The organism is Candidatus Electronema sp. PJ, assembly GCF_048287395.1.
Taxonomy (GTDB): Bacteria; Desulfobacterota; Desulfobulbia; order Desulfobulbales; family Desulfobulbaceae; genus Electronema.
In genome coordinates, this window is record NZ_JBLWEO010000069.1 from 1 (window position 1) to 11,698 (window position 11,698).

Here is an 11,698-nt window from a genome sequence, read left to right on the forward strand (position 1 = left end):
ACTGCCGCCTCCTCAAAACTCAAACCTTCACGTTCTTTGATTTCCAATACTTTCCGGCGAAAATCTACTGAATAGGCCATAAGATTCAACTCATAGGATGAAAATGATTGCTTGATCATTTTATATCGCTGCGGCTATAATAAGTGAAGATACTCTGCTCATAAACACGGTTCTGCTGCGCTCGCTCCTTGGGAGCACGCAGCAGACACCCCATCATTTCCCCCGCCTCTGTTTGTTACCTTTTCGTATCTCATTCACACAAGGTACACGGCAGGCTCGACTTATGCAAGAGGTCTAGTGGATAAATGAGGTCTTGTAAAACAACTTGATAAGAGCCACATCACGGTGTCTTGATATTAACCCAGGTTTCTATCTGTTATTGAATAAAATTGCACAGTTCCCCGGCATGAGTTATATTGCTGATGTCAAAGTCAGAACAAACACATGCGGAGAGGAACTATGGATATCGAGATCACTGCATTTTACTGCGTCTGCGATGATTTGCTGAACTCTTTGAATTATCAGGGTCATTCTCAATGCCGGATGAGTGCTGCGGAAGTCATGACAGCGGCGGCCTTTTTCGCGGCGGACATTATGAGGAAAGTTGCAATTTTCTCAAGTAATACAGGCATATCTCCCGCATGATTTCAAAAGACCGGTTCAGTCGGCGGCTTGGCAGGCTGGCTTGCAGATGCCGCTGATAGCGCGGATTCATTGGAAAATTATACAACTAACAGTTTTCCTGTCCCTCTCTGCCGGAACATCCGCATAAGACGCTGCAAAATATATCAGGACAAATGCTTCAGGGGCTATATTTCAAGCCGGAAGGAATACTTTTACGGGCTAAAAGTTCATGCTCTGATGACAGAATCAGGAATTCCTGCGAAAATCTTTCTGTCTCCAGGACCATATGCCGACGTTAATTTTTTCTATGATTTTTCTTTTCCTGTTTCATCTGGAAGTGTCGTTTATGGAGATAAAGCATATAATGCCTATAATATTGAAGATGAGCTTGAACAGTCAGGCATTCATCTGAATCCTGTCAGAAAGAAAAATTCAAAAAGAAAATACGAGTCATTTACAGGAGATGGAGTCAAATTCATCCGAAAGCGCATCGAATCGGCATTCAGCGTCATCATTCAAAGATTTCCAGCTCATATTCATGCTGTCACCTCGCATGGCTTTGAATTGAAGGTTTTTCTTTTTATCTTGGCTTACGGCATTGAAAAAACAATGTTATAGGTCACAACTTGGGTTAGATTTATGTCTCCTTCACCACCGTCTTACAGATGATCTCGGCAAGAATAGGGATATTGCGATGCAGGGAATAATGCTGCTCTACCCTTGCTCGGCCTGCCTGTCCCATTGCCAATCGACTCTCTTGCTTATCCCGGAAGAAGCGCAGAGCTTCAACCCACTCATCCAGAGTATCTACCAGCATACCGCAGTCAGAGGTCAGCACATCAAGATTCCCGCCAACCCGCGAGGCAACAGCAGGTATGCCACAAGCCAGATACTGAATCAACTTAAAGGCGCATTTGCCTTTGGCCCATGCGTCATTCGTCAGGGGCATAATGCCAACATCAAAGGAATTAATTAAGGTAATCTCGGTCTGCGCAGACCACGGGATTTCTTCTACTATAATACCTGGAATTGCTGGAGCCTTACCGCCCACAACCACCAAGCGGAGAGGGGCTTCCTTACCTAATATGGTAAGTGGGCTGCTGAGTTGCGCCAAATAAGGAGCGGTGGTAGGTGAGCCAATCCAACCAACCGTAAAGGTTTGATTATCTGTGCGGGGGATAGACCGGTATCGTTCGGTATCTACTACGGTTGGCAGGAGGAAAGTGTTGCGGTTTCTGGTCCGAGCATAATCAGCCAAGATGCCACTGCCTGCGGTAACTGCGGCAGCACCAGCCATTAAGGTATCAAACTTGTTCGCAAGCAATGGTTGCAGGATAGCCCATTTACCTTGTCGGTATTTCAGGTAGAAGGCATCGTCAAAGTCATACAGGTATGGCTTGGAGAGCAGCAGTCGTTCGAGCCAACCAGGCAGGAAGGGAAACAGTTCAGCATAGACAATGGCCCCGGCAAAATGCTGCTGACGAAGCAGCAGTGCTATGCGCTCCGATCCTGATTGAAGCAGGGCACCGAAAGGTAGGTATCTAGTGGTACCCATAACGCGGCGACGCAGATATTCATCGCCCAGCAAGTACTGGAGATGCAGGTCAATCCCATACTCGGCCAAGCCTGTTTTGTATTGCTCCAGGCGATAGCGGGTGCTGGCAGCTAAGGGGCCATAAAGAGCCAGGCCAAGCAGCTTAATCATGCTGGCTTGCTGGCCAGCTGGTCATAGATGTGTTGATAGCGGGCCACTCCATCATCCAAGGCAAAATAACGCAAGGCCACCTGACGGCAACGTACCTTGATATCAGGCTGCTGGGTCAGTTGCAGCAACTTGCTGAGGGCCTCGTGCATCTCTGGCTCACCAAATTGTTCCAGCACCACGCCTACCTGCTCATCAGCGAAAAGGGCAGCCAGGTCTCCCACCCCGCTGTTGCTCAGGCAAGGCACGCCGCAGCCCAGAAACTCCCCCAGCTTAGTCGGTGCTGATGCTTTCTTGGAATAGACTGGTTTGATGAAGAAGATACCTGCATCCATCTGCTGCATATACTGGGCTACCTCAGCATGAGCAACCGCCTTAATGTGCACCAAGGCTGGATCAATCTGGAGAGCTGCCATGCGCTCACGAATATACTCATGCCCACCACAGTTGAGAATCTGCAAGCGGGCTGTTGGTAGCCTTGCGTGCAGCAGCTGAAAGCAGCGCAGTACTTCGTCAAAGAGATACCAAACTCCCACAGAGCCAACATAGCCTAAGGTAAAGGGACGAGCTTGGTTCGTGGTTGCTGGCTGAAACTGTTCTAGGTTAGTGCAGGTGTTGATACACTCGAACCAGGGGAGGCGACCTTGAAGATAGGGGAAACTGCGCATCTCAGTTACTGCGGCTTGAGTCAGCGAGACCACGCAATCAGCATGAAGCAGGAACTGTCGTTCAAACCATTGCGCTAGTCGGTAGAGCGAGCCATTGGCAGGCCAAAGTCCACCATCTACCCGCTCATCAGCCCAGAAGCCGCGCATATCAAAGACGTAATGGATGCGACAGAGCTTCTTCAGTAGTAAAGCAATCACGGAGGCTACGTAGCTGCGAGCATGAATGATCTGAATGTTGTAATACCTGACCAACCATAAGCTGAACGCCAGTCCTTGCAGAATATCAAATGAGGTGGCAACAACGCTGAAGCGTTTATGGTAGCGTAATGGTCGCCAGACAAGACCGCACGCTGCTGCTTGCGCCTGTACCTTGTTGCGCTGTTCAACGTGCTGCCAGTTCTCCTGCTTTTCAAAGCTGATCAGAATGATCGTATTATTCTTTGCTAGCTGCTCTAAATAGCTCAGGACTTGCGATTGACCGAGTGGTTCAAGAATACCATCATAGCTTAGATAGAGAATCCGGGGCAGCATAGTTCACCGCACCCTTGTACCTGGGAATAGCAGCTCCAAGTATCTGTTTGCGGCAGTACTTGGCGAAAAGGTTGCAGCGCGACGCTGTAAGGCCTCGCGATCATGCGGCCTAGATAAGGCCTTCAGCATGGCCGCAGCTAAGGCGGCAACATTCCCAACTGGTACCAGGCACCCCCAGCGACCGTTGTCGAGAATCTCAGCAGGTCCAGCTGGGCACTGCGTTGCCACCACAGGCAGACCACAGGCAAGTGCCTCGATCAGTACCGTTGGTAAGCCTTCATAGTCTGATGATAAAACAAACAAGTCGGCGGTCTGATAGAAGGGCGTAGGGTCAGAGAAGAAGCCTGGGAGGTGCACTTTATTGCTCACGCCTTCCTGAGCAGCAAGTGCTTCTAAGTCGTGGCGCAACTGGCCTTCGCCAAGGATCAGCAAGTCCGCATTACTTTGCGCAAAAGCCTGGGCAAAGGCTCTGATGAGCAGGGCTTGGTTCTTCTGGGCTTTTAAGCTGCCAACCGTGAGGATACGCGGGCCACGCCGTTTCCCCCAGCACTGTTCCGCCTGAGCTAAAGCGGTGTTGCTCGCTGGCTCTGGTCGAGGTACTGGATTATAGACAACCTCGAATCTCGCTTTCTTGATCCCTGACAAGGCAGCAAGGTCATCAACCACGCCCTCAGATACACCTATCCTGGCATCGGCCCAAGGATAGGTGCTGGCAATACTGGTACGAAGAAGCAGGTTGTGCAGATGGCCCCACTCTGCATACTGGGGCGATAACACATTCTGCTCGGCAACCACCAAACGACCTTGCAGCCGCGCGAGTTTGTGGCACAGCACAGCCATTGACGTAAGCGGCCACATGGTTGCCAATACTGCGTCAGGCTGCCGTTGCTGTATATAGGCCGTCAAGGGGCGCAGTAACTTACGAATCTGCTGCGTAGCCAAATCAATGACCTGCACTCTCGCTGGCAGGAGCGGCAGGAGTTCGCCCTTGCGCTGCATAAGAACAAGATCAACCTCATAGCCCCGCGCAAGGAATTCCTGGGCAAGATACAAGTTCGCGCGCTCTGCCCCGCCACCAGCGAGGTTCGGCAAGAGCAAAGCTATTACTGGTTTCCTTGGCTCGGCTGGCATAGTTTAATCTTCTTGCTTTTCTCTCTGATTTGCGAACGGACGAAGCGCAACGTTTGCACGAGGCGGCTTTCGGTAGCAAACTGATACAGTTCTGCCACCGCACGCTGCATAAGTCTGGGTGGAGCACGGTGTCCTGTGGTGGCGAGAACAGTCATGGCCGCAAAGAAGTGCTCCATATCATACTGCTCTGCTGTCGAGCGACACTGTTGGGAAAGCACCCGCTTCTCTGCCACAGTGCTTACGGCATAGCTGCTAATCAGCTCTGCCAGGTCAAATTCCGGTGGCACGGCTTGCAACTCACCGACATTGCCCAAGGGAAGCTGATGCAGATAACCATAACAGCGCAGCGGCTCGTCAACAGTGGCGCAAAGCGTCGGAACACCCAGCATAGCTGCTTCCAGAGCAGCTGTACCCATACCAAGAAACAGGTCGTATTGTGACACTGTGCTGGCGAACTGGCTGTAATCCAAGTTGCCCCGCAGCTTGACCTGGGCATCAATCTGCTGCCGCATGATCTCCTCTCGTACCGCCGCCAAGAGTGGGCCATCGCCATAGATATCCCAAGACACCTCTCTTCCTGCCTGGTTGAGTCTGCGCACGATACCAGGGAGACTGAGATTATACGCCTTAAAATCCACTAATCGTCCCACGGATATCCCCCGCAAGCCGCTACCAGCGACCGGCTGCCAGCACTGCGCTCTTGTCTCTATCGGGAGAGCGATAATTGGACTGACAGTCAGATCCGTGTGCCACAGCTCCTCATGACTCCGTTTGCATTCCTTATTCATGAAGAAGAGCCGTTCCTTGCCGACCGCTAAGGCCACAAGATAGTTCAGGGCTATTCTATCCTTGCGCTCGCCAGTCATAAAGTAAGCCCGTGGATGAAACACCCCTGACAGATGCTTGATCTGGAAGAGGTTGGCAAGTGTTGATTCAAGCAAGAGGCAACGGCCTGCCGAGATCGGATCAAAGCTGAAGAGCAGCAAACGCCTTCCTTGGAGATGCAGCGTGTCCTTACGGAGAAAAGAGATAATCTCTTTGGTGGATGCGTACTCTTGCAGATGCACGCGCTGATCAACACAATGCGCTAAAGCCTGAAAGGAATGGGCGAAGATCACGACCTGCTGCGCTGTAGCAGCAAGCGCGTTGGCCATGCGGACGATTAAGGTCTCGATACCACCAGGCCGCAAGGTGCCATAAACAAAGATGACTGTATCATCTATGCTCATAGTAGCTGCTGCATGGCCAAGTGGTATTGTGCATAATCACGGTAGTAGTCTGATTCATCATACCGGGTTGAGGCCAGCACCATGCAGACCGAACCAGAGGAGAAGTTATCCAGTTCTCGCCAGATCATTGGACAGATATACAGGCCATAGTATGAACGGTTGAGATGGATCCGCTTCTGCTGGTGCGTGTCGCCCAGAATTACGTCAAAGCTGCCAGACATAGCAATGATAAACTCATGCAGCTCCTTATGCGCGTGCCCTCCTCGTTCGGAGCCACCAGGGACATCGTATAAGTAATAAACGCGCTGAATAGCAAAGGGAATGTGGTTGCCGCCTTCGATAAAGGTCAGGTTGCCACGACAATCAACAATCTTCGGCAGATTAATCAGGGCACAGCGGTTAATATCCATGGATCTGTCCTGGTTCATTCGTGGTGAAGACAAGAGGCGGTAGCCGGTTCTCCTGACCTCATGATGAACTATCCTATCCAGCCGCAGCGCATAATACAAGGTGCTTCCTCGCTCGAGCTTGCCGAAAAACGTCGAGCGAGATTTTTAAAATTTGTCGCTCGATGTTTTCCAAAAACCTCGCTCGAGGAAATTTATTTTTCTCACTCGACGTTTGCTACTTATCTCGAGCGAGGGAAGCACCCTCTGTCGCTCGAGACAGGCTCTCACTCTCGAGCGAGAGTCCCTCCTTCTCTCGCTCGACGTTTTGTAAATTTGTCGCTCGAGGAAATTGAGTTTTCTCGAGCGACGTTTGCTGCGCCTCTCGCTCGAGGGGCTGTCTCGCCCTTGCTGGCCAGTGGTCTTGCATTCAGGACTTGAACAAATTACCCAGACCAGGGATAATTCAACGAGCGGAGCTGCTTCAGTGCTGTGTGGATACCTTCTCAACAACAACGATTTTTCTCTCATGGCGCAAGAAATCACCTGCACGAGCAAAGAACGGTACATTGGCGAGCTGTCCGAGGACGGCAAGCGACATGGCCACGGTCTCTGCCTGTATCCTGATGGCAGTCAATACGAGGGCGAATGGCAAAATGACCAGCGACACGGCGAAGGAGCCTACCTCGACATCAATGGCAGCAGTTACACAGGCCATTGGCACGAGGGCAAGCGCAGCGGCAAGGGCTGCTTGGAGTGCGCAGGCAAATACCATGGGGAATGGCAGGATGACGAGCAGCACGGCCAAGGCGCATGGACAGGCATGGATGGCTCGGTCTATGACGGGGAATGGCAGCACGGCTTGCGGCACGGGCACGGGAAGCTCACTTGCCCGGCAGGCTCGGTCTATGACGGGGAATGGCAAGAGAACCGCAAGCACGGCCAAGGTACCCTGATGTTACGCGACGGAACCAAGTATATTGGCTCGTGGCAAGAGGATCTTCGCCAGGGACAGGGCACGGTTTTCTTTCCCGATGGCTGTAAGTATTTTGGGGCATTCCAGAACGATAAACGCCACGGACACGGGGTCTTTAGTAGCCCGGATACTACCAAGTATATTGGCAAATGGCTGGCAGACGAGCGTGGGGGTTGGGGCACCTACACCTACAGCGACGGCAGTGTTTATACAGGCTCGTGGCAAAACAACCGCCGACATGGACAAGGCATCTGCACCTATCCTGATGGCTCTCGATATGAAGGGCAATGGCGGGATGATTTGCGGCACGGCAAAGGCACCTATCGTTACCCGAACGGCGAGGAATATATAGGGCATTGGAGCCAAGACCTGCGGCACGGCTATGGCACCTACACTCATACCAATGGCGACCGCTATGATGGCGAATGGGTGAATGGTGGCAAGCACGGCTCTGGTACCTATCTGGCTGCAAGTGGTAGCAAGTACACCGGGGAATGGCAGCATGACCGGATGCACGGCAGAGGGGTGTATGTCTCAGCTGACGGCGAACGCTATGATGGGATGTTCCAGCACAACCACCGGCATGGCTCTGGGGTCTTCACCTTCTTGTCCGGGAATGTCTATGCGGGGCAATGGCTACGCGGAGTCATGGAAGGCTCAGGCTCGCTGACCATGCCAGACGGCACCTTCTATGAAGGGGATTGGCGAGGCGGTTACATGCACGGTGAAGGCACGCTCTCCTTCCCCAATGGCACGGTGTATCGAGGGGAGTGGCTGGAGGATAAAAAGCATGGCCAAGGCACTTGCACCTATCCTGATGGGGCAAAGTATGCCGGGACTTGGCGGGAGAATATGCAGAATGGCTACGGCACCTACACCTACGCAGATAAGTCTGTCTATAAAGGGAAATGGCGGAATAATCTCCGGCATGGTGAAGGCACCTACACGGATTTGGATGGCGACAGCTACACCGGTGCCTGGGAGAATGACAAACGGCATGGCAAAGGCCGGTTAACCGTGGTCAATGGCCAGAGCAAACAGGGCTGGTGGGTGCAGGACAAGTACGTCGGCGTAAACCCACCCGCGAGTAAAGATGAGCAGGATAAGGACTTCTTTGATACCCTGGGTGGCGGTTTAGCAGATGCGGCCAACATGGTCAGCGATGATGATGACGATTAAGCTGCCAGCCTACTCTTGCCCGTACCTGCTGTTTGCTCTCAAATGAACCATTCAGGCAAAGTCAGCCACTTCTTCACCATCGATATGCACTGGCTCGCAGGCAATATCTGCTCGAGACGGCAGACTGATCAAGACCGGCGAGATCTTGGCGAGTTGTTCACCCTTTTGCTCGGTCAAGACGGACTTCAAAAAGCCATCTTCCTTGACTGTGATTCCCAAGGCTGCCCAAGCGGTTAACTCGTACTCAGGGCAGTCAGCCAAGCTGATCACCGCTTTACCGCCGATCTCGTGCAAATATGGCAGCAGGCTTGACTTGAGTTCATGATCCTGCCAGATAAGAAAGGCATACAGCACCTTGGCTTCCAGAGAGCGTTTCTCCTCTCGTGCTTTGTGCGCTGCTGCGGTCAGGCGTTCGCTGATCTCCTTCCTCTTCGCCAATAGAGCATAGAGCGGGGCTTGCTCCTGCTCTGCTTCGGGAAATTGACTGATCAGGCGACTCAGGTGTTCGCGAGCCGCATTAAACAGACCCTGACTCAGGCAGTCAGCCACCTCTCGCAGCAGGCCGTTCTTGATCTCCTCAATTTTGCTTAGGTGTTTCTTGACCTCATCCTTATGATAGTTATCGCTGCTGAGATTCAGGAGCAAAGTTTTAGCTGCGCCGTACTGCTGCTGCTTGAGGAGATCGACAGCCTGGTCGAGTTTACTGTTATTGCTAATCTGGCGCTCGGCTTTACGGCGCAGGGCGATAATCTTTTCTGACAGCCCGGGATCAAAGGCTTTGAGGTTGCGCAAAAGCTGGATGGCCTCGATGTACTCGCCCTTGGTGAGCAGCTCCTGCGCGTATCGGTACTTGCCCGCGATATTCAGATCACGGTTGATGTTAGAAATGAGTAAGATGAAGTCGCCTTTACTATCTGGGAACTCATTCGAGAGCGTCTGCGCCAGCTCTTTCGCCTTTTCCAGCTCGCCCGCACTGATGAGCTTATAGACCTGGGAAGTCTGTTCCCGCTTCTTCAGTTCATATTCTGCAAAGATGATCTTGCAGGTAGCACACTGCTCATCATTACTGCGTTGTTTGCACTTCGGACAGATTTTCATTCTCCAGTTCCTCCGCTGCTGTTGGGCTGCACGCTATCCCTTAATCACGGCCAGCGGCAACAGGCTGACCGCAATCTCGACTAAATCGGTCTGATTGGCCATCACGCTCTCAATATCCTTGTACGAACCAGGGGCTTCGTCCAAGTCTTTCTGATTGCGGACTGCATGGACTACGCCCATAGCATTCAGCCGCTCAACCTCAGCTGCCAAATCCAGCTCGCGCTGCGCCTGACCGCGCCCCATCCTTCTCCCTGCCCCGTGACTGCACGAAGCATAACTCTCCGCATTCCCTTTGCCGAGCACAATGAAGCTGCGACTGCCCTGCGAGCCAGGAATGATGCCGTATTCTCCAGCGCGGGCGCGAGTGGCTCCTTTCCGGTGAATGAGCACCTCTTTGCCAAAGTGCTCTTCCATTGCCGCATAGTTATGGGCTTTGTTGATGCTGTGCAAGAAAGCAACCTCACCAACAACTTCCTGCACTGCCTCTTTCAACCGTTCCATCATCAGCTTTCGGCTGGCCAGGGCAAAATCAACACACCAGTGCATCTCAGCCAGATAATCCTGTGCCTCTTGGGTCTCCAAGGGCAAGTAAGCGAGCTGCCATTGCTTGGGAACCAGGCTGCCCCATTCTTCATTGAGACGGCCAGCCAAGCGGTTGTAGTATTCAGCCACTTTCAGGCCAAGGTTGCGGCTGCCAGAGTGAATCATTAGCCAGACATGCCCGTCATCGCCCTGCTGGATTTCGATAAAATGATTGCCGCCACCCAGGGTACCGATCTGCTTGCAGCCTGCTTGAAACTGCTCGCGGACGATAGACTTCTCCACTTGATCGAGCCGGGCCAGATCAGGCAGCAAACTCCGCTCCTGCTGCTGTTTGTGGTGGTCAAAACCAACTGGTACTGCTGTGCGCACCAAACCGAGTATCTTCTTCAAGGTCTCGCGGTCAAGGCTGGAGAGAGAAGTCTGCTCCGCGCACATGCCACACCCTATGTCAACGCCTACCGCGTTGCAGATCACCGCGCCATCGCAGGCCAACACGCCACCAATGGGCATTCCATAGCCTGCATGGGCATCAGGCATGATGGCCACATGGCTGAACGTAAAAGGATGATTAGCGAGATTGCGCGCCTGCGCCAAGGCAGTCGCTTCAATATCATCCAACCACAGCTTGATCGGTCTTCGTTCGGAGTCGATGATTTGTTTCATAGTTCCACGTTGAGGGTGTTTGGTTTTGGTGTTCTCCGTAGAGGCTTAACACCTGCTTTCATTCATGTGCTTCTTAATAACAACCTCCTGCTGTAGAGCAACAAAATGTTCTAGTTCGGCAAGAGAAGGTTGTTGCTCGGCAAGAAAGAGTTGTTATTAAGCCGTAACCTTCTTCTGCTTGACAACAGAATGTTCCTGCCGAGCCAAAGAAGGTTGTTGCTTAACAAGAGAAGGTTGTTGTCGAGCAAGAACATTCTCTTGCCGAGCCGCAACCTTGTGTTGCTCGGCCACAACCTTCTTTGGCCAAACAAGAACTCTTTCTTGCCGAGCCAAACTCCTGTGCGGCTTAACAGGAACCTTTTGTTAGCGAGCTGCGAACAAAGCACGAGAGTTGTATTTTGCATGTTGTCTGATCGTCAATGGCCGCATCGATCTTCGCAGGAAGCCATTTGCGAACAGTGCACCTTGCCTGCACAAGTGTAGCGAGGTTGTGTTTTTGTTGCTGCAGTTGCACGAACTGGAGCGTGACTCTGTGCTTTTGCCGTAGAACGCTTGAACGAATCGACAAGGGATTGATAGCTGCCTGTATTGAATTTGCCATAAAGAGTATATCCGGCAAAACCAACAACCGCGAGGATCACAAAGCACGGGAAACGAGAGGAACGACCGGGCGGCGTGTATCTTTTTCTCGTACCGCTGCTTGGCTGATACCAACTTTCCGAAACCCCTTGGATACGCGCAGCAAGGGCTTTGCATTTTCCGTCCTTTTCAACATGCAGCTGCTAGAAAACAACATCCCCGATTACAGGACGGCGGCTCCTGTTCTGCAAAGCAGAAATATGCAGAAAAATATCATGGCCCCGATTGTTGGATTGAATAAAGCCAAAGCCTTTTTCATCATCCCAACGCACCAACTTTCCTTCGTAGAATCTGTGATCCATCGTTTTTTGTTCCGGCAGATTAGAGTG

The 11,698-nt window shown here is 52.1% G+C and carries 11 protein-coding genes; 3 read left to right on the top strand and 8 right to left on the bottom strand.

Translation table 11 applies throughout. From position 1 onward, the window contains the following. The first annotated feature begins 459 nt into the window (after positions 1-459). Together ACNKIB_RS11110 and ACNKIB_RS11115 are read left to right on the top strand one after the other, a co-directional pair. The gene (locus ACNKIB_RS11110; RefSeq protein ID WP_417910625.1) at positions 460-645 is read left to right on the top strand and encodes a hypothetical protein; all 186 of its coding nucleotides are present in this window, start codon (positions 460-462) and stop codon (positions 643-645) included. 27 nt (positions 646-672) lie between these two features. After that, on the top strand, positions 673-1,242 hold the full coding sequence (locus ACNKIB_RS11115; protein WP_417910626.1) for an IS982 family transposase: 570 nt from the start codon (positions 673-675) through the stop codon (positions 1,240-1,242). Between the two features lie 19 nt (positions 1,243-1,261). Here the strand turns inward: ACNKIB_RS11115 and ACNKIB_RS11120 are convergent, their stop codons facing one another. The 5 genes from ACNKIB_RS11120 to ACNKIB_RS11140 are packed head-to-tail and all read right to left on the bottom strand — an operon-like array spanning position 1,262 to position 6,295. After that, positions 1,262-2,329, bottom strand: coding sequence for a glycosyltransferase family 4 protein (locus ACNKIB_RS11120; protein ID WP_417910627.1), 1,068 nt, complete (start codon positions 2,327-2,329; stop codon positions 1,262-1,264). Then, a complete protein-coding gene (locus ACNKIB_RS11125) occupies positions 2,326-3,525 on the bottom strand; it encodes a glycosyltransferase (RefSeq protein ID WP_417910628.1) in 1,200 nt (399 codons plus the stop codon). Before ACNKIB_RS11125 ends, ACNKIB_RS11120 begins: the two co-directional genes overlap by 4 nt. A gap of 3 nt (positions 3,526-3,528) precedes the next feature. Beyond that, positions 3,529-4,656, bottom strand: a complete 1,128-nt coding sequence (locus ACNKIB_RS11130) for a glycosyltransferase (protein WP_417910629.1) — start codon at positions 4,654-4,656, stop codon at positions 3,529-3,531. After that, positions 4,629-5,885 carry a hypothetical protein gene (locus ACNKIB_RS11135; protein WP_417910630.1) on the bottom strand — a complete coding sequence of 419 codons (1,257 nt, stop codon included), beginning with the start codon at positions 5,883-5,885 and terminating at the stop codon, positions 4,629-4,631. The genes ACNKIB_RS11130 and ACNKIB_RS11135 overlap by 28 nt, the downstream gene beginning before the upstream one ends. Next, positions 5,882-6,295: a sugar 3,4-ketoisomerase gene (locus ACNKIB_RS11140; RefSeq protein ID WP_417910631.1), complete on the bottom strand. Its 414-nt coding sequence runs from the start codon at positions 6,293-6,295 to the stop codon at positions 5,882-5,884. The genes ACNKIB_RS11135 and ACNKIB_RS11140 overlap by 4 nt, the downstream gene beginning before the upstream one ends. A gap of 463 nt (positions 6,296-6,758) precedes the next feature. Here ACNKIB_RS11140 and ACNKIB_RS11145 point away from each other — a divergent pair, with 463 nt between their 5' ends. After that, positions 6,759-8,426 carry a hypothetical protein gene (locus ACNKIB_RS11145; RefSeq protein ID WP_417910632.1) on the top strand — a complete coding sequence of 556 codons (1,668 nt, stop codon included), beginning with the start codon at positions 6,759-6,761 and terminating at the stop codon, positions 8,424-8,426. Positions 8,427-8,477: 51 nt separating this feature from the next. Here the strand turns inward: ACNKIB_RS11145 and ACNKIB_RS11150 are convergent, their stop codons facing one another. From ACNKIB_RS11150 to ACNKIB_RS11160, 3 genes are all read right to left on the bottom strand, one after another. Next, positions 8,478-9,524: a hypothetical protein gene (locus ACNKIB_RS11150; protein WP_417910633.1), complete on the bottom strand. Its 1,047-nt coding sequence runs from the start codon at positions 9,522-9,524 to the stop codon at positions 8,478-8,480. A 33-nt stretch (positions 9,525-9,557) separates the two neighbouring features. After that, a complete protein-coding gene (locus ACNKIB_RS11155) occupies positions 9,558-10,730 on the bottom strand; it encodes an RtcB family protein (RefSeq protein WP_417910634.1) in 1,173 nt (390 codons plus the stop codon). A gap of 782 nt (positions 10,731-11,512) precedes the next feature. Further along, positions 11,513-11,671 carry a cold shock domain-containing protein gene (locus tag ACNKIB_RS11160; protein ID WP_417910635.1) on the bottom strand — a complete coding sequence of 53 codons (159 nt, stop codon included), beginning with the start codon at positions 11,669-11,671 and terminating at the stop codon, positions 11,513-11,515. Positions 11,672-11,698: the final 27 nt, after the last annotated feature.

What these genes read in the sequence shown, in the direction of transcription:
- ACNKIB_RS11130 (WP_417910629.1), bottom strand. Translation starts at nt 4,656, where the DNA reads ATGCCAGCCGAGCCAAGGAAACCAGTAATAGCTTTGCTCTTGCCGAAC.
- ACNKIB_RS11135 (WP_417910630.1), bottom strand. Translation starts at nt 5,885, where the DNA reads ATGAGCATAGATGATACAGTCATCTTTGTTTATGGCACCTTGCGGCCT.
- ACNKIB_RS11110 (WP_417910625.1), top strand. Translation starts at nt 460, where the DNA reads ATGGATATCGAGATCACTGCATTTTACTGCGTCTGCGATGATTTGCTG.
- ACNKIB_RS11150 (WP_417910633.1), bottom strand. Translation starts at nt 9,524, where the DNA reads ATGAAAATCTGTCCGAAGTGCAAACAACGCAGTAATGATGAGCAGTGT.
- ACNKIB_RS11155 (WP_417910634.1), bottom strand. Translation starts at nt 10,730, where the DNA reads ATGAAACAAATCATCGACTCCGAACGAAGACCGATCAAGCTGTGGTTG.
- ACNKIB_RS11120 (WP_417910627.1), bottom strand. Translation starts at nt 2,329, where the DNA reads ATGATTAAGCTGCTTGGCCTGGCTCTTTATGGCCCCTTAGCTGCCAGC.
- ACNKIB_RS11160 (WP_417910635.1), bottom strand. Translation starts at nt 11,671, where the DNA reads ATGGATCACAGATTCTACGAAGGAAAGTTGGTGCGTTGGGATGATGAA.
- ACNKIB_RS11125 (WP_417910628.1), bottom strand. Translation starts at nt 3,525, where the DNA reads ATGCTGCCCCGGATTCTCTATCTAAGCTATGATGGTATTCTTGAACCA.
- ACNKIB_RS11140 (WP_417910631.1), bottom strand. Translation starts at nt 6,295, where the DNA reads ATGGATATTAACCGCTGTGCCCTGATTAATCTGCCGAAGATTGTTGAT.